General features: G+C 69.7%; 17 protein-coding genes. 7 read left to right on the top strand and 10 right to left on the bottom strand.

Annotated features, from left to right (window positions below; genetic code table 11):
- The first annotated feature begins 39 nt into the window (after positions 1-39).
- A complete protein-coding gene (locus AB0J16_RS52245) occupies positions 40-849 on the top strand; it encodes a hypothetical protein (RefSeq protein ID WP_358554451.1) in 810 nt (269 codons plus the stop codon).
- A 517-nt stretch (positions 850-1,366) separates the two neighbouring features.
- Positions 1,367-1,501 (top strand): hypothetical protein, encoded by a 135-nt coding sequence (locus AB0J16_RS52240; RefSeq protein WP_358554448.1) that lies wholly within the window; start codon positions 1,367-1,369, stop codon positions 1,499-1,501.
- A 632-nt stretch (positions 1,502-2,133) separates the two neighbouring features.
- Here the strand turns inward: AB0J16_RS52240 and AB0J16_RS52235 are convergent.
- The 4 genes from AB0J16_RS52235 to AB0J16_RS52220 form a co-directional block, all read right to left on the bottom strand.
- Positions 2,134-2,514 (bottom strand): metalloregulator ArsR/SmtB family transcription factor, encoded by a 381-nt coding sequence (locus AB0J16_RS52235; protein ID WP_358554445.1) that lies wholly within the window; start codon positions 2,512-2,514, stop codon positions 2,134-2,136.
- A gap of 109 nt (positions 2,515-2,623) precedes the next feature.
- Positions 2,624-2,812, bottom strand: a complete 189-nt coding sequence (locus AB0J16_RS52230) for a hypothetical protein (RefSeq protein WP_358554442.1) — start codon at positions 2,810-2,812, stop codon at positions 2,624-2,626.
- A gap of 151 nt (positions 2,813-2,963) precedes the next feature.
- A complete protein-coding gene (locus AB0J16_RS52225; RefSeq protein WP_358554439.1) occupies positions 2,964-4,361 on the bottom strand; it encodes an FAD-dependent oxidoreductase in 1,398 nt (465 codons plus the stop codon).
- 150 nt (positions 4,362-4,511) lie between these two features.
- The gene (locus AB0J16_RS52220; protein ID WP_358554437.1) at positions 4,512-5,597 is read right to left on the bottom strand and encodes an NAD(P)/FAD-dependent oxidoreductase; all 1,086 of its coding nucleotides are present in this window, start codon (positions 5,595-5,597) and stop codon (positions 4,512-4,514) included.
- A 79-nt stretch (positions 5,598-5,676) separates the two neighbouring features.
- Here AB0J16_RS52220 and AB0J16_RS52215 point away from each other — a divergent pair, with 79 nt between their 5' ends.
- Positions 5,677-6,027 (top strand): metalloregulator ArsR/SmtB family transcription factor, encoded by a 351-nt coding sequence (locus AB0J16_RS52215; RefSeq protein ID WP_358554435.1) that lies wholly within the window; start codon positions 5,677-5,679, stop codon positions 6,025-6,027.
- Between the two features lie 343 nt (positions 6,028-6,370).
- Here AB0J16_RS52215 and AB0J16_RS52210 read toward each other — a convergent pair whose 3' ends face one another.
- Positions 6,371-7,606, bottom strand: coding sequence for a Tn3 family transposase (locus AB0J16_RS52210; protein ID WP_358554432.1), 1,236 nt, complete (start codon positions 7,604-7,606; stop codon positions 6,371-6,373).
- Positions 7,561-7,899, bottom strand: a complete 339-nt coding sequence (locus tag AB0J16_RS52205) for a hypothetical protein (RefSeq protein WP_358554430.1) — start codon at positions 7,897-7,899, stop codon at positions 7,561-7,563. The genes AB0J16_RS52210 and AB0J16_RS52205 overlap by 46 nt, the downstream gene beginning before the upstream one ends.
- 243 nt (positions 7,900-8,142) lie before the next feature.
- Between AB0J16_RS52205 and AB0J16_RS52200 the strand changes: the two genes are divergently transcribed.
- The gene (locus tag AB0J16_RS52200) at positions 8,143-9,174 is read left to right on the top strand and encodes a hypothetical protein (RefSeq protein ID WP_358554428.1); all 1,032 of its coding nucleotides are present in this window, start codon (positions 8,143-8,145) and stop codon (positions 9,172-9,174) included.
- Between the two features lie 24 nt (positions 9,175-9,198).
- Here AB0J16_RS52200 and AB0J16_RS52195 read toward each other — a convergent pair whose 3' ends face one another.
- From AB0J16_RS52195 to AB0J16_RS52185, 3 genes are all read right to left on the bottom strand, one after another.
- Entirely contained in the window at positions 9,199-10,341 is a 1,143-nt protein-coding gene (locus AB0J16_RS52195; RefSeq protein WP_358554426.1) for a serine hydrolase domain-containing protein, read from the bottom strand.
- Positions 10,342-10,402: 61 nt separating this feature from the next.
- Entirely contained in the window at positions 10,403-11,590 is a 1,188-nt protein-coding gene (locus tag AB0J16_RS52190; protein ID WP_358554424.1) for a serine hydrolase domain-containing protein, read from the bottom strand.
- On the bottom strand, positions 11,587-12,573 hold the full coding sequence (locus AB0J16_RS52185; protein ID WP_358554422.1) for a D-alanyl-D-alanine carboxypeptidase: 987 nt from the start codon (positions 12,571-12,573) through the stop codon (positions 11,587-11,589). Before AB0J16_RS52185 ends, AB0J16_RS52190 begins: the two co-directional genes overlap by 4 nt.
- 833 nt (positions 12,574-13,406) lie before the next feature.
- On the opposite strand from AB0J16_RS52185, the gene AB0J16_RS52180 reads away from it, so the two are divergent.
- Together AB0J16_RS52180 and AB0J16_RS52175 are read left to right on the top strand one after the other, a co-directional pair.
- A complete protein-coding gene (locus tag AB0J16_RS52180) occupies positions 13,407-14,321 on the top strand; it encodes a universal stress protein (protein ID WP_358554419.1) in 915 nt (304 codons plus the stop codon).
- Complete coding sequence (locus AB0J16_RS52175) at positions 14,263-14,601, top strand: pyridoxamine 5'-phosphate oxidase family protein (RefSeq protein WP_358554416.1); 339 nt, start codon at positions 14,263-14,265, stop codon at positions 14,599-14,601. The genes AB0J16_RS52180 and AB0J16_RS52175 overlap by 59 nt, the downstream gene beginning before the upstream one ends.
- Here the strand turns inward: AB0J16_RS52175 and AB0J16_RS52170 are convergent.
- Positions 14,582-15,298, bottom strand: a complete 717-nt coding sequence (locus AB0J16_RS52170; RefSeq protein ID WP_358554413.1) for a CBS domain-containing protein — start codon at positions 15,296-15,298, stop codon at positions 14,582-14,584. The genes AB0J16_RS52175 and AB0J16_RS52170 overlap by 20 nt on opposite strands.
- 349 nt (positions 15,299-15,647) lie before the next feature.
- Here AB0J16_RS52170 and AB0J16_RS52165 point away from each other — a divergent pair, with 349 nt between their 5' ends.
- Positions 15,648-17,033 carry a wax ester/triacylglycerol synthase domain-containing protein gene (locus AB0J16_RS52165; RefSeq protein WP_358554410.1) on the top strand — a complete coding sequence of 462 codons (1,386 nt, stop codon included), beginning with the start codon at positions 15,648-15,650 and terminating at the stop codon, positions 17,031-17,033.
- Positions 17,034-17,093 lie beyond the last annotated feature (60 nt).

Genomic DNA, 17,093 nt, shown 5'->3' with positions numbered 1-17,093 from the left:
GTCTCGCACCACGGCCGGGGGCTGCGTACCGTCCCAGAGGTGGATACCAACGAACAGCGGGATCTGCGCCGGCTGATCAGCTGGCTGGAGCGCATCGAGCCGTGGCAGCAGCTCACCGGTGAGGACTCGCGTGCCTGGCAGGCCGACCCTCGGAGCTCTCTGGCCGGTGACGGTGCCAAGACCGACCCCTTTCAGGTGTCCCATGCCGTCTGGCACGCGTTGACCGTGTCGGTGGATCATCTGGGTTGTCTGCGCTCGTCTTTGCTGGGTGATCTGCATGGTGAGTACCGCGAGGTGCGTATTCACACACACGCCCAGTCCTCGCTGCTGCGCGGGGCGATCGAGAACGCGGCCCGTGCGGTCTGGCTGCTGGGTCCGAAGGACCGGCTGACTCGGGTGAGCCGCCGCCTGGGGTTACAGGCCAAGGAGACCAAGGACTCCTTTCGCATGCGGGCCCTGACCCAGCAACCCGCATCGCAGACTCAGCAGGAGCGACTGCAGCGTCTGACCGATCTGCTCGTCGCGGCGGGCCTGACCGAGGAGCAGGTCAAGGCCACGGTAAAGACGACGCCCAGCTACACCGAGATCGTGCGCGGCGCGGGCGAGCAGACCACGCTGGGAGCCGACCTGACGCAGCTGGTGTGGAGCGGCTGCAGCGCGCTGGCCCACGGCGACGCCTACGGCACGTTGGCGATGCTGGACAAGGACATCGTGGCGCGCAACCAGGACATGGCGCTCGTGCGCGTCACCGGTTCGATCAGCGGCCTGTATTGGTGCACCGTCGCGGCCGTGCTCATGGTCCAACAGGGGTCCGAGCTGCTGCAGGCACGCAGCCTCTCCTACCGCTGAACCGAGCTCCCGTGCCTGCTGACGGCCGCGAGCGAGCGGTATGAGGGCCTGGCGGCGGCGTTGACCGACGTCGATCCGTTCTACCGGTACGAGTTCGAGGTGCGCGAAGGGCAGGTGACCGAGCAACCCTGGGACGCGGACGTGCACCGCGACGAGCTGACCGCCTTCGTGCGCTACCGGCAGCTCAACGACCAGCGCTACCTGGTGATGCGCCTGGTGGCGCGAGCGGTGGAGTCGTTTCGGCTACGCCCGATCACCGGGTCGTTCAGCCTTCAGGTCCCCGTCGATTCGGCCGAGCAGCAGGTGGTGGAGGAGTTCCTCCAGTACGGAGCCCCCTTCGCCGACATCGGCGGCGCGATCACCCACACCTCGGGACCGCCTGGACTGCCCAGCGAGTCGGGTCCTGGCAGATTGACTTTCATCGTCGCCGCCGGCGCGGCCGGTGATCGTCCTGACCTGGAGGTCCGCCTGATCGGCCCCGACAACGACGTGCTGCACACCCTGGGACCTGGTCGGCGTGCGCGCCTCGCGCGGCGTGGACGGCCCCGGCGTCTGGCTGGCCGGCCACGACCCCAGCGGCCTGCTTCATCTGCACTTCCTGGTCAACGCCGGCGACCACGACACCTTCCGTCTGAACGTGGACCCTGGATGACCTGGCCGGCAAGACACCGACCGACGTGCTGCCGGCGATGCGCCTGCTCACGGATTTCGTCCCGGAGAACACGGTCCTGCTGGCCGTGCGCGGCGGTCCGGCGTATGCGCCCCGCTGGCAGCCCAAGGAGTCCGGGCCGGCGATGCGCGTCCGCCGACAGGTCCGCATCCTCCAAGCGCCGCAGGTGATTCAGGCCCACAGCTACCAGCGCATCGTGATCCCGGAGCCGAGCCGCACCTCCGATGAAGAGCTCAGGCAGCTTGTGCATCTGGCCCGGCTGCTGCGGGCCCTCAGATCGAGGCGACCTGGACGTATGCGGATTTCCCGATCCCGCCGACGCCGGCCCACCGCCCGCCGAGGGCGAATTCCCGGTCGCCGTCATGCGCGAGCTGCACGCGAAGCCGGGCGGACGCCAGATCCCCTTGAGCATGTACCGGTGTGTCACCTACCTCGCCGCGCGGATCGCCGACCCCGCCGAAGCGGCAGCGGCCCAGGGCGGTGACAGCATCCGGCTGCTGCCAGGCTCCACCAACAGAGCCATCATCACCGCGGTATCGGCCGCCGAGGCCATCGCCGCCCTCGCCGCGCGGAACGTCACGCCGCCGAACGGATGTCTGGCGGTCGGCCGGGGCTCAAACGTGCGCGGGCTCGCTCAGCGGGGTGAACAGCGCACCGAGCCGGGCCACCTGCGCCGGGACAATCCAGTAGTAGACCCAGGTGCCGCGCCGCTCGCCGCCAATCAGTCCAGCGGTGCGCAGCACCTTCAGGTGGTGGCTGATGGTGGGCGCGGTCAGGTCGAAGACGTCGGTCAGGTCGCACACGCACGCCTCGCCACCGGGATGGGAGCCGATCATCGACAGCAGCCGCAGCCGGACGGGATCGGCCACGGCCTTAAGCAGCGCGGCCAGCTCGGCCGCGTCGTCTTCGGTGAGTGGCTCGCGGGCGATCGGCGCGCAGCATGGCCCGGCCTGCACGTCCTTGCTCGGGGCGAGGGGCAGGGTGGTGGGGGTCATGCGAGAGCCTCCGGTCCGGGCTGATGGTTCGATATCTGGCTAAATGATAGGCGGTGGGAGGCGGCCAGTGACGCGGCGGCGATCAGACAGGTGAGCGTGGCGGCAGCCATCACCACCCGTACCCGGCGGTCTGGGCCATGGTCAGGGCGGCGGGGGTGCTGGCCTTGGTGGTCTGGGGGATGGCCAGCGCCGCCACCAGCCGCCACCCCTCGCCAGGGACGCGGACGGGCCGGGCGACGGCGCCTTGCCCGTTGCTCGATGGCGCAGCGGTGACCGAATCGGCATCGGTGACGCTCACGAGGCATCCAGACACTCCAGCAAGCATGCGGTCAGCCGGTCGCCGGGCCTCGCCATCTGGAAAGCCCCGGCCAGACCCGACACCTGCCGGGGTGCGGCGGGCATGACGTACCTCCGTCAAACGGGTACGGCTGTCGCGTGCTGGGGACGGGTCAGCCGCAGCAACCGCCGCCCTGAGGCGCACCGACAGTCGCCAGCGGCAGTGGGGTGCCCAACAGACCGCCGCTGATCCCGGTGGCCAGGCCAACCCGCTGCTCCTGGGCTTCGGCCAGGCTGGAGGAGCACACCCCGGTCTCGGGCAGGTCCAGTTGCACGTCCCGGGCGGCCTCCCAGTCGCCGGCCAGGGCTGCGACGACCGAGCGCGCCTGCTCGTAGCCGGTAGCCAGCAGGAAGGTGGGGGCGCGGCCGTAGCTCTTGACCCCCACCGCGTAGTAGCCGGGTTCGGGGTGGGCCAGTTCGTCCGCCCCGTGCGGCGGGACGGTGCCACAAGAATGTGCGTTGGGGTCGATCAGCGGGGCCAGCGTGCGGGTGGAGCCGAGGATCGAATCCAGATCGAGACGGAGCTCACCGGCGATGGCGTGGTCGGGCCGGTAGCCGGTGGCAGCCACGATGCGCTCAGCGGTGATGGTCTGCTCGGCGCCGGCCGGGTCGCGGCTGATCACCCGCACCTGCTCGCCGTCGCGTTCGATGGCGTGGGTGAAGAAGCCGGTCACCAAGCGGATACGGCCGCTTTCGACGTGGGCGTGCAGACGGGTGCCGAGCGCTCCGCGGGCGGGCAACGCGTCGGCCTCGCCGCCACCGTAGGTGCGGCTGGCGTTGCCCGCGCGAATAGCCCAGGTGATCGGAGTGTCGTCGAGCTGGGCGAGGGCGAGCAGGGTGGTGGCGGCCGAGTGGCCGGCGCCGACGACCAGGACATGCCGGCCCGCGTACCGGTCGCGGTCGGCGCCGAGCACGTCGGGCAGCGCGTGGTCGACCAGGTCTGCCGCGTCCGTCTCGCCGTAGGCGGGCAGGCCGCTCGCGCCCAGCACACTCGGGGTGGCGTAGGTGCCGGAGGCGTCGATGACGGCGCGGGCGTGCAGCTCGGTTCCGTCTGTCAGGCGGATCAGGAACGGCGCCGCCTCACGGCCGGTGGTGCGGACCCGGTCGTAGCCGAGCCTGCTGATCGCGGTCACCTGCGCGCCCAGGCGGACCCTGTCGCCGAACAGCTTGGCCAGCGGCGCCACGTAGTCATCGATCAGCTCGGCACCTGTCGGCAGCCATTCGGGGTCGGGTGCGCTCCAGCCATCGGCCTCCAGCAGGCGACGGGCGGCGGAGTCGATGTTGTACCTCCACGGGCTGAACACTCGGACGTGGCCCCACTTGGCCACCGACGCGCCCGCCTGGCCTCCCGCCTCCAGCACCACGAAGTCGAGACCCCGCTCGGTCAGGTGGGCTGCCGCCGCCAGCCCGACTGGGCCCGCGCCGATGACTGCGATGGGCAGGTCATCGGGCCGTGCGGCCTGACGGCTGGGCTCCAGTTCGACGGCGGTGGGCCCGCAGCATCCGCTCATGGCGCATCTCCTCATCGGTTCTCGCGAGCCCGGAGACCCGCGCTGTTTCGAAGTTTGTCTAAGTAAGCTCGTCGGCAGGATGCCCGACAACTTAGATCTATGTCAAATTAGAGACATGTCTAATCAAGCGACCAAAGGAGGCGCGGCAGCTCAGGCGCGGACATGCTTTCGGTGGCCACGCAGGTGCCGGCCGAGAGCGGCCACGACGCGCCGGGCGTCGGCGCCGACACCGCGCAGCGTGTTGGAGGAGGGGGTGCGCTGCCACTCCAAGCCCAGGTATCCCAGGCCGCCATGTGTGAGGGACAGGCCCCGGCGCTGGCGTGGGCGGCCATCGGCTGTCAGTGCGCCCAGCCCGGCCAGATAGGGTAGATCCGGCTGGTAGCCGGTGGCCAGCAGCACCGCATCGACGCGTTCACGCCCGCCGTCGGGCCAGGTCACCTGATCACCGTCCAGGCGCGTGAACATCGCTCGGCGCCGATAGCGGTCCTCGCGCAGCGCCTGGCGGTAGCGACCGTCGTCCAGTACGGGCGAGGCGGGCGGATGCTCCGCGCGGGCCAGCGGCAGCCGGTCGAACCCGGTCACGCGGAACCAGAAATGCAGGTCCCGCCCCAGCGGGCGCTGCTGTACGAACCGGATCGGCGTTCGGCTGGCGAGCGTCACCCGGCGCTGGCTGGCCAGCTCGTAGGCGACCTGGACCGCCGAGTTGCCCGCCCCGACCACGATGACGTGCTCACCGGGTAGTGAGGCCGGAGAGCGGTAGTCGGCAACATGCAAGACCTGGCCGGTGAAGGTGCCCAGACCGGGCAAGGCGGGCCGGTGCGGGCGGCCGAAAGAACCGCTGGCCGCGATCAGGATGCCGGCGCTCAGCCGTTCGCCGCCCTCCAGCCGCACGGCGAACCCCTCCTCACCGGCTTCGGCCGTGCTCACACGGGCGTCGGTGCGCAGCTCGGCGCCGCGCTCGATCAGGGCGGCGGCATAGCGCTCCAGATAGGAGACCACTTCGTCGCGGCGCGGGTAGCGCTCGGGATCCCCGTCGAAGCCTATGCCGGGCAGGCTGCTGTAGCGAGCGGGCGAGAACAGGGCGAGGCTGTCGTAGTAGCGCGGCCAGGACCCGGCCGTCCGGCCGGAGGCTTCCAGTAGCAGGGGGCGTAGTCCGTGCTCAAGGGCGGCGTGCGCGGCGGCCAGGCCGGACTGTCCGGCCCCGACGATCAGGATGCGGTCGTTGTCGTTGGGCATGCCGCAGAACGTACCGTCATTTTCTAATATGTCAATAAGTTGGTATGAGGGTAGAGTGCAGCGGCAGAAGGGAGCCCGTATGGCCGAGAGCACGACATCACCAGCCGCAACCTCGCCAGCCGCCACGGCGGGCACCGCGTGCGCGCCGCAGCTGCCGCAGGCCGCCCAGGACTTCCTCAAGGCCCTGGCCAACCCCGGACGCCAGCAGATCATGCTGCTGTTCGCCCAGGGCGCCGAGCTGTCGGTCAACCAGGTCGCCGAACGCGCCGGCATCAGCCAGTCCGCCGCCTCCCAGCAACTCGCCCTGCTCCGTCGCGGCGGCATCGCCACCTCCCGCCGCGACGGCAAGGAAGTGCTGTATCGGGGCGATCGCGACGGCGTCGCCCGCATCCTCGGCGACCTGCAGGACTATCTACGCTTTTGCTGCTGAACCGTTGGCCGATGCGGGCCAGCTGGTCCGCGTTGGTCCGAGAGGCTGACACACCGCAGCAGGGGCACAGAGCGTTCAGCATGATCAAGCGTGTGTCACTCCTGGCCCTCAGCCTCCCCGTTGTGCACCGGCTTCAGGGACAAGTCCCAGCCATGCTTGGCTGCCAGAGGGGCGAGCAGGGCGCGCAGCCGGTTGATGCGGGCGGCGGCGTCGGGCCCGCGCGCATCCGCCGGTAGGCCTCCACGTGGATCACCTGGAGCAGGTGCAACGCCTTAGGACGCGGCCGTAGGCGGCGAAAGCGCCACCCAGGCCGGTCGCCTCCCGCCGGCGGTCATCATCTTGATCAGTCGTAGGCACGGACCTGGCCGGTGGCCAGCGAACCGCACCATTTCATCCCATTCGCGCACGATCGCGGGCAGTGACACCCGACGCAGCGGCAACGCGTTGAAGGCGCCCCAGCCGTTGACGGCGTTGTGGTCGCGGGTGATGCCGCCCTGCAGCATCGCACATCGATCCACCACAGCTGAGTGTCGGTGATGTCGGCGTGACGCGGCGCGAACTGATAGCCGCAGGCGGCGAACATGCCATAGACGATGTCGCTGTAGCTACCCTGATCGGTCGTGATGACCTCGGGATGCTCGGCCGCGTCCAGGCGGTGGATGGCGTCCAGGATGTACAGCGAATCGCGCAGCGTGCCGGGCACCACCAGCCCGCCCAGCCCCGTCACCTTGGCCGACACGGTGTTCAGCCACGTGGTCCCGCGCGGCCGCTTGCCGACCCCGAAACACAGGGGTGAGGGGCGGGCGTGCAAGGAGCGCACCGGGACCACGAACCGCAGCCCATCGGTGGAGGCGACCATCCCGCCGCCCCAGTCCGCCGTGATCGGGATGCCGGCCTGGGATTTCATCAGCACCGCCGAGGCGGCGCCGATGCCCTCGCCGTGGAAGTAGCCCTTCTCCACCCCGATCAGCCGGTGCTCACCCAGCGCGGCCGTGCCGGGCTGGACGACCGGCGTCAATCCGATGTTGCGGGACCGGGCGACCAGCAGCGCCGCCAGCGACAGGTCCAGATCCTCACGGCGGGCCTGCGACCCGGACAGGTGCGGCATCGCGTCCAGGAACCCGGTGCGGGCGTTGACCTCCAGCAGCAGCTCCAGATAGTCGATGCGGGGCAGCATCGCCGCGAACGCGTCATGCACCGCGGCGAACTCCTCCGGCGGCGGGGCGGCCTCCAGCCGTGCCGGCGATAGCTTCCCATTCTTGATCTCAGCCGCGTCGTTGGCCTCCAGGCCCGCGCCGACCTGCCGGAAGGCATCGTTCAGCAGCTCGGCGAGCTCGGCCAGGTGCTCGCGGGGATCGGCCGGCTGGTCCAGCGCCCGCAGCACCGTGTCCCGCTCGGCCGCCCACAGCCGCGGCTCGATCAGGCGCACCCGCAGATCGCCCCACTTGTCCGCGCCGACCGCGTACACATCCCGTCGGCGCAGCGCGTCGTGCAGCGCCTCCAGCACGCAGAACACGTAGGCGGGCCGGTCGATCAGCGACGCCTCCAGCTTCGGCCTGTGAAGACCAGCCGCCGCCACGATCCCGTCACCAACTCCTGGAAGCCCTTGATGTGCTCGATGCCGGGCTTGCGCGCGGTCATCAGCTTCGGCAGTGCGCGCAGCGCCGCCAGGATCGGCGAGCCGGCCGCCGTACCTCCCCAGGGAATCACCGCGGCCAGCAGCTCGATGAACGGCCGCACCGTGGCGTACCGGTCAACCAGCGCGGCCAGCCACTCCGCCTCACCGTCGCCGTCGTCCTCGGCCGGCGGCACCAGCGCCCGCACCGTCTCCACCGCGGCCGCCAGGTCCCCACGCGAGACGACCTGCTCCACCGCCGCCATCATCTCCGGGATCGACGCCGGCGCGGCCTTGTCGCCGGGGGCGCTCCCGCAGCACTACCGCCAAGGCCGCCGCCATCCGCGCGGCCGCCGTCTTCAGCTTCGGGAAGGTTTTCAGCTTCTCCTTGTCGCTCTTGCGGACCGCGCCCGACAGCAGCTTCGCCGACATCAGCAGGTCGAACAGCAGCAGCGCACCGTCCGCCGCGCACGCCGGTGACCAAGCCGTCGGGGACAGGGATGAGCGACGCGCTGGATCGCACCTCCTACGTGCTGGGGCTGGGCGCCGGGGTGGTGGATCTGTCGGCGGTGGCGACGGTGAAGCTGGCCGAGCTGGCCTCCTATGGGCTGCATGCCAAGGCCGCGAAGATCAAGCAGTTGCAGGGTGAGCGGCGGGTGGCGACGCCGGTGGCCACCGTGCGGGAGCTGGAGACCTCGTCGGACCTGCGCCTCGGCATCGGCGAAGTCGCGAAACCCCAGCAGGTCCCGGATCTCCCACGCGTGCTCGTAATGGGTCATCCGCCACGAAGGCCCCGTACCGGCGGACCTGCTCAGCCGACAGATACTCCGCAGACACAATCGGTGACGTTACGACCGCTTGGAGCTACTACCGCTCGGTACAGCAACGACTGGTACATCCTGCCGTGCGACGTGCCGACCGGCACGTTCGCGGCGATACAGGGGCTCGCGGTGACCGATGTGTTCGGCGCCCGCCGCTGGATCACCCCCGCCGGCGCGGGCGCCGAACACGACTGGCAGCAATGGTCGATGTACGTCCACGGCGACGCGCCCGGCCTCCTGCTGCCGCCGGGAACGCCGAAGGTGGCCGACGGCCCGGCGCTGGAGGAGGTCCAGCTGGCCCGGGACGAGAACGCCAACATGGTGTGGGGCATCGAGCAGACCGTCCGCATGCCCACCGGGGACCCGCGCCCCGGCGCGGAGGCCGCCGCCGAGACCCTCGCCTTCCGCCGCCGCCGGCCGCGCCCGACGACGGGGCTCGACGACTCTCGGGCGGCGCTCGCGTACCGGGTGATGAGCTCGGTCCCGGAGCACTGGATCCCGTTCATCCCGGTCCACGTCCCCGGCGACAACCGCAGCGTGCAACTGCAGCGCGCCCCTCTCACGGGCACCCGCCTAACGGCCGCGTACAACCGCACCCGCACCCGGACCGGCCAGGTGATCGTCTGGCTCACCGTGCGGCGGGACACCGGCCGCGGCGGGCGCGCCAGCGGGCTGGCCTTCGACCTGCTGACCGACACCGCACCCCAGTGACCTACGGGCTGCTGAAACGTGGCTTCAGTTCACCGGGCAGAGCACCGCCTCGACGGCCTTGATCATCGCGGGGATGACGCTGCGGGTGTCGGCGGTGCTCACCGTGACGGATATGGCGAACTGGCGCCGGCCGTCGGCCGAGGCGAAGGTCAACGCGGTCAGGCCGGGTGCAGACCCGCCGGGCATGTCACCTTTCACCTTTCCTCCGCACAGGCCCGATCCTTGCTGCCCGCCTCCGCCCGCAGGGGGTGGGGTGAGGATCTGCCGCAGTGATGGCGGCAGCAGCTTGCCCTGTGTGAAGGCTCGCTGGAAGGCGCTGACGTCGTGCGTGGTGGAGACCACACCTCCGGCTCCGTTGCCGTAACTGGCGTTGAACCGGTGCACGTCGCGCAGCCTGCCGGTGGCGTCAGGGTAGTACCCGTGCCCGTGCGGGCCCTTGATGCCCTGCGGAGGCTTGGTGAGCTGGTAGGTCCGGGTCATGCCCAGCGGGCGGAACAGACGCCGCTTGAGCTCGTCCGCCAGAGTGCGGCCGCTCACCCTCTCGATGATCATGCCGATGAGGGTGTAGTTGGTGTTGGAGTAGGCGAACTTCTCGCCGGGTTCCCCGGTGCGTGGCCACCCGCGGGTCATCTTCACCATGTCGATCGGCCGGTAGTAGGTAGTGAAGTCGAAGACGTCGAACGCCGGCGTCGTTGAGGAGCCCTTGTGGAACCAGTCGGGGATGCCGGACGTGTGCTGGATCAACTGCCGCACGGTGATCTCGTCGGCCAGCTCCACCAGCCCGTCGGCGGCCACCTCGGGCAGCAGGTCGCCGAGTTTGTCGTCCAGGCCGAGCCGGCCCTCCTCGACCAGTTGGAGCAGCACGGTGGCCACCATCTGCTTGGACTGTGATCCGATGCGGAACCGGGAGTTCGCGGGAATCGTGCCTCCCTTGCCGTCGAGCAGCCGGGAGCCCGCGGACCCCTGGCCGGCCGGTTCGCCGTCCAGGTACACCCCGCCGATGGCGCCGACCACGCCGGGAGTCTTGGCCAGGGCGTCCATCGCCTGCTGAACGTCCCCTGTCGCAGCGCTGCGAGTTGAGCCTGCGATGGCCGGCGAGGTGGCGGCCAGCAGCAGGGTCGCCGCGGTCGCGGCGGTGATGGCGCGGACAACGGTCGCGTGATTCAAAGGAACAACTCCCTCAGAGTCGAATATGTCGGGAAATGGCGCCGGCACTCGGCCGGGCGTATCAGGTGATGATCTGGCGTGCCATCTCGACGATGGGGGCTATGGGGGTGTCGTAGTTGCCGAGGATCATCGCCACCCAGTCCTGGCCTGGGAAGGTGTCCAGGTTGTTGGCGGCGCCGGCGGAGCCGCCGGAGTGGCCGACGACGTGCCGGCCGTTGACGATGGCGTCGATGAAGCCGTAGCCGTAGAACAGGTGCTGGCGGGTGAGGCCCTGCTGTTCTGACGGAGGCATGATCATCTTCGCCGTGGTGAACAGTTCGGCATAGGCCGGGCTGAGCAGCGTCCCGTTCCGCAGGGCGCGCACGAAGCCGAGCACGTCGGTGGCGCTGCAGTAGGCGCCGCGATGCGGGCCGCCGACGAACGGGAAGAAGTCGCTGGTGGTGAAGTCGACACGCGGGCCGGACCGCTGGGTGGCATAGGGGCGTGCGATGGTCGGGTCGGCCGTTACCTGGGGCTTGGTGAAGAAGTCGGAGCGGGTCATCCCGGCCGGCGTGAAGATGTGCTCGCGGACATAGTCGTAGTAGGACCGTCCTGACACCGTGGCCACGATCTCGCCGAGCAGGAAGAAGCCGTCGTTGCTGTAGCGGTACTGGGTACCGGGGGTGAACTGCGGCGGCAGCGCGCGGATGGCCTTGGCGGTGCCGTCCCACAGCTTCTGGACCGTGTCCCATTCCGGTCTGGTCGGCGGTTCCGTGCCGACGGCCGGCCTGCCGATGCCGGAGGTGTGCGTCAGCAACTGGTGGACGGTGACGGTCTGGCCGATCTCCGCCGGGAACCCCTGGAGATAGGCGCCGATCTTCTCGTGGAAAGCGATCTTTCCTTGCTGCGCGAGCTGGGCGACCGCCACAGCGGTGAAGGTCTTGGTCACCGACGCGAGATCGAAACGGGTGTCCAACCGGTTGGGAAGGGACGCGGCCTTGTTCGCCATGCCGTAGGCGCGGCGCAGCACCGGCCTGCCCCGGTAGGCCAGCAGCACGACGCCGGAGAACATGTCCTTGGCGGCCTGGTCGGCGACGAAACGGTCGAACTTTCCGCCGGGCCGCAGATCCGCGGGTATCGAGCGGGAGGTCGAGGCCTCCGCCTGCGCGGGCCGGCCGGCCGCGAGCAGGCCGGCCGCGACCGGAACGCTGCTCAGCAGGCCCAGTACCGAGCGCCGGGAGGTACGCGAGGTCGATGGTTCGTGGGTCATGAAAGGCTCGTCTCGTTGTAAACGACTGTCGCGATCTCGCCCAGCGCCTGGCCCGCGACCGTGAGGAGATCGGCGGAGGCGGCTTCCTGCTCCATGAACGCGGCGAACGCCGCCCAGGAGCCGTCGGGAAGCTCGATGTATCCGGCCAGCGCCTTGGCGAGCAGCGGCTTGCCGGTGGCGGGGGAGGTCGTGCCGGCTGTGCCGGTCTTGGCGTAGACATGCCCCGCGGCGGGCGAGTCCACCTGAACGCCGGCCAAGGTCCCGTCTCTGCCCATGATGGGCATGGCCCGGTGGAAGGCGTGGAAGTACGGCTGTCGCGCCATGTGGCGGAGGAATCCGATGAAGAAGTCGGGCGTGTATTTCACTTCGGAGGCGCCCGGCGGGTTCGGGTCCAGTCCGGCCTGCCGGAAGAGCCGGCTCTGGAGTTCGTCGCCCCGCTGCTTGGCGTTGCGCGCCTCGTGTCCGGCGATCGCCCCGACCAGATAGGGGAAGTGGACGGTATGCACGTTCGAACTCACCTTGAGCATGACCTTCACCTCCTCCGACAACGGCGGTGAGACGTGCTCCACCAGGAGGCTGCGGGTCTTGTCGTCCGCCACCCGTCGGTCGCGGTCCGTTGCTGCCCGCCGGTCGGCGTCCACGCCTACCCCGGCGCCCTGGAGTGCGTGGGTGAAGGCGATCTCGGCGAAACGCGTCGGCTCGGGCACGTGGTAGGCGATGAACTGCTCCTGGCCGCCGAGCACGGCGTCGCCGGCCAGTCGCACCTGACGCGTACCGTCCGGGTTAGCGGCGTCGCCGGTGAGCGTCAGCCGTCGCGCGTCGGCCGTGCCCGCGGCGATGGTGGTCACCTCGTTGATGATCCGTACGTACCCGAGGTCCGGAGACAGCCGCACGAGCCCCGGAGCGCCCACCCGCGCCCCTGGCCGTACCGACACGTCCACGACGTTGTCGTTGACCATCATGGGGGACACCGCCGCCTTCATGCCGTCGCTGAAGATGTCCTCCAGCCCTTGGCGGAACAGCCCCAGCGAGAGCCCTGGAACTCAGGCCTGCGGATGATGTCCTGGATTCTGGCGGCGACGGCGGGACCGCCTGTCCCGCTCTGGCCCAGGGGAATCGGATGGAAGACGCCAAAGCCGGATGGGCCGCCCACGCTTCCTAACGGAAGTGCCCCCAGCAGGCCAAGCATCCTTCGCCTGGACCATGCCGGCGGCGATGACGATGATCGGTATCGAGTCATGCGGACATGCAACACAGCGGCGTGTTTCCTCACCGTTTCCGCCGCCGCGCTACCCCCTGAGCGCACGAGGTCCCCGGCGGGCGCGACCTTGGGCGTCCAGGAACCCGGTCCAGGCAGCTCCGGCAGGTCGATGCGGGGCAGCATGGCCTGGCAGGTCGCCCGCAGCCACCCCGCGGCGACGGCGGGGCGAACACAATCCCTAGAAGTCTCAGAAGCCGACGTGGGCGATGATCTCCAGCACGAACGGCGCGGCGACGACGAGGACGGCGATGACGATCAGCAGCGCGATCACGTTGCCGACGAAGCTCGACCGGCCGGACCGGTCCGGCGCGGGTGAGCCCGTACTCCCGAATCGAGATCAATGATCCGTACTCACGACCACCTGTCGATGCGCTGGCCTGCTGGTTAGACGCTTAGCGCTAATACTGGCGAGTAGAGTCCCGGCTCCCCGTCCCCAACCCCGCGGCCTTCGGTCATATCAGGGACGAAAGTCCCGGGGAAGTCGAGAGGGACGACTCTAAGCGGCACCGCATGCTCGGACGATGGTGAGAGGACAGCGTCCGAGCGGAGGCAATCATGAGGAATCAGCTGGGTGTGGTAGTCGGCTACGAGAACTCGCCGTCGGCGCAGGAGGCCCTGCGGTGGGGCGCGGCGGAGGCGGCCGCCAGGAAGGTGCCGCTGACAGTGTGCCGCGCGTGGGAGTGGCCCTACCACGAATGGCCGGGCGAGCTGGTGCCGCTCGAGCTGGAACGCCGCCCGGCACAGCGGCTGCTCAAGGACGCCGCCGCATGGGTCGGGCGCCACTATCCAAAGGTGCCGCTCAACACGCTCACCGACAGGGGCCTGCCGGGCGTGATCTTGACCGCTCTGTCTAGGGACGCGGAGCTGATCGTGGTGGGCACTCGTGGCTACGGAGCACTCGCAGGACTGGTCGCGGGCTCGGTGAGCGCCCACGTCGCAGCGTACGCTTCCTGCCCGGTGATCGTCATGCGCGAGGTCCCGGACGAACGCGAGGTACTGGTCGGCTTCGACGGCTCACCGCCGTCCGTGGCCGCCCTGGGCTTCGCCGCCATGGAAGCGCACCGGCTGGCGGCGCCGCTCAAGACACTGATCGCCTACCGCGAGCGGGGCAGGGAAGCGGGCATGGGGGAACCCCGCATCGAAGCCCAGGGGCTCGCCTGGCATGAGCTCATCTCCTGGCAGCGCAGGTATCCCGAGCTCCAGGCCGATGTCGAATTCGTCGACGAGCCCGCGCGCCCCGCGCTGTTGGAGGCGGCGCGGAAGGCGCGCCTGCTGGTGGTGGGCGCCCGTGGCCTGGGAGAGGTCAGAGGGCTGCTGCTCGGCTCCGTGAGCCAGGCCGTACTGCATCAGGCGCCATGCCCGGTCGCCGTGGTGCACGCATCACGAAGGACGACTTCGCTTCTGAGCCCAGATGGGGACGACCGGCCCTGTCCGCGACCCGATACCGCATCGCCTGATCGGACCGGATGACCTGAGGGCGTTTGCCAGGCGATCCGCCTCGGAGGCCGTGGTGGCGTTCGAGGCGGACCATCTGGACGTCGAGGAGCACCTGGGCTGGAGCGTCGTCGTCACGGGCGTCGCTCGGCTGGTGAAGGATCCCGCGGAGGCGGCCCGCTACAAGGACATCTTTCACCCCTGGGTGGCCGGTGAGATGGATCAGGTAATCCGCATCCGTCCAGAGATCATCACCGGCTTCGAGCTGGTCCCGGCCGCTGTCTCGGACGAGAGGTTCACGAACGATCCCAGATGACAGGCAGTTCCAGGACGTCGTCTTCCTGCCAGGTGAGAGCTCTTCGCACGTCGACGATCCCGTCCAACCCTTCGGCCGTGCGGACGGCGGCGGCCGCCTCGCTGCGCTTGCCCGTGTGGCCGGACAGCGTGACGATGCCGTTGTGGACCTCCACGATGATCCCGTCGCGGTCGTTCCACCGGGCATGCGAGGGGATGCCCTCGACGACGCGGCGCCTGATCTCGTCATCGTCGCGCAGGTACATCCTGAGCAGGTCCCGTCTGCTGACGATGCCTTGCAGCCTTCCCTCGGCATCGACCACGATCAGCCGCTTGACGCCGCACTCGTCCATGATGCGTGCGGCCCTTGCGGTGGAGGCGGATGGGGCGACGGTCACCGCGGGCGCGGTCATCAGGTCGGCCGCGGTATCCCCGGCAGCCTTCCTTCTCCCACCCTCGACCTGACCAGTCATCCGCCGACGCAACCGGGCGCGCAGCGGCGGCTGGTAGCTTTCGCCGCAGTACTGCTCCCGGAACTCCTCCTTGCGCATCAGGTCTCCCTCGGACACCACACCAAGGACCTGCTCATCGCCGTCCACCACGGGCACGGCGCTTATGCCGTTCGCCACCAAGACCTCGGCGACGTCCTTGAACAAGGTGTCCGCCATGACCGAGGTGACCTGGGCGGTCATGACATCCCTCACTGTGGTCCGCATCATGGACCCTCCTTCCGATCCTCCCTTCCATGAGATCGCCATCCGCTGCGCCATCGTAGGGACGAAAGCCCTCGGCCCCGCCTCCTTTGGAAACGCCGAAAGTCCCAAGTCGGCGCACGGCCGGCGCCGCTGCCGCCGGTCAACCCACGAGGCCGGGGGAGGGACCGCGGCCTGCGCCGGCGAATCCCTCTGTGAGGTTGGACCCATCAGACCATGACCAAGGTCCCTAGGCCGCGGATGCGGCTCCGGAAACCATCGGAGAGGAGCCTCGCCTGGCTCTTGCGACCCGCAGGCGATGCCACCGCCAACGGCCGTTTCACGCGGTGCGGGCGGACAGGTGAAGGAGGGATCGATGAGGGAGACGAAAGGCCGGGAGGTGATGCCGGCCCAAGCCGATGTGGACCGCGCCGGCGCCGGCGACCTGTTCAACCTCGCGGTCGATGTCGGCCCCGTTCCTATGCAGGTCGGCGCGTGCCTGATCCTCGATATCGGACCCCGCTTCGACCTGAAGCGGGCGCGGCGGCTCATCGCCGAGCGTGTCGGCGCGGTGCCGCGGCTGCGGCAACGGCTGGTGCCGGCCCCGCCAGGGTGCGGGCGGCCGCTTTGGATCGACGATCCGGCTTTCGACATCGACCACCATCTCCACGTCGTCGCATGCCCGCCGCCCGGCGACGATGACGCTCTGCTCGACCTTGCCGCCGCGGTGATCGGCCTGCCGCTCGCGCCGGCCAAGTCCTTGTGGTCGGTGACTCTGGTGACCGGACTGGCCGGCCATCGGCTCGGGATGATCGTCTGCTTCCACCATGTACTCGCCGACGGCCTCGGTGGTCTGGCCGTGCTCGGCTGTCTCGTGGACGGGGCCCCCACGGCGGTACCGCGGGCGTTCCCCCTCCCAGCACCGTCACTCCGCCGGATCGCCGCCGACGCGTGGACCGCCCGGTTGCGCATGCTCGCCCGTCTGCCTCACGCCGGACGCGCCATCAGGCGCGCCGCCACCGAGCTCGGAGCTCCGCGGCGGGTGGCGCGTTCCTCGCTGAACGAGCCCGTCGGTGCGGAACAGCGCATCGCGACGGTCACCGCGCGACTCGACGACGTCCGCCGGTTCGCACACGCCCACGGCGGCACCGTCAACGACGCCATGCTGTCCGTGATCACCGGTGCCGTGCGTACGCTGCTGGACGGCCGCGGGGAGAGCATCCCCGACTTGGTGGTCTCCGTGCCGGTGTCGGCACGGGGAACTGCCACGACGGCCCGGCTCGGCAACCAGATCGGGGTCATGCCCGTCCGCCTGCCCACCGAGGGCGACCTCGGACAACGGCTCGAACGGATCGCGACGATCACCCGGGCCAGAAAGTCGACAGCCCCGGGAGCCTCGGCCGAACTGCTCGCCAACGCAGGCCGTCTGCTCGCCCGCCTGCACCTGGTGGGCCGGCTGTTCGAGCATCAGCGCCTCATTCACACCGCGGTGACGAACCTGCGGGGGCCGCAGGAGCCGCTGTCCTTCGGCGGCGCGGGCGTTCTCACGATCATCCCGATCTCCCTCGCCCGGGGAAATGTGCCCGTGGCCTTCAGCGTGCTCTCCTACGTGGGCACGCTGGTCATCACGATTGTGGCCGACGTCGGCCGGACACCTGACCTGCCCGTCCTCACCGGCGCGCTGCGGGAGGAACTGACGGTGATGCGTCGCACCGCTCCCGGAGTGGATAGGGACCAAGGTCCTGGCGTATCGGTGGCTTAAGCCTCGGTACCTGAACCGCTGGTGCTGGTGTGCTGGTGATGATCGTATGAGAGGGAGATC

Source organism: Nonomuraea sp. NPDC049750, assembly GCF_040659625.1.
Lineage (GTDB): Bacteria > Actinomycetota > Actinomycetes > Streptosporangiales > Streptosporangiaceae > Nonomuraea.
The sequence above is the reverse complement of the archived record's forward strand: the minus strand, read 5'-3'. Positions and strand labels throughout refer to the sequence as shown.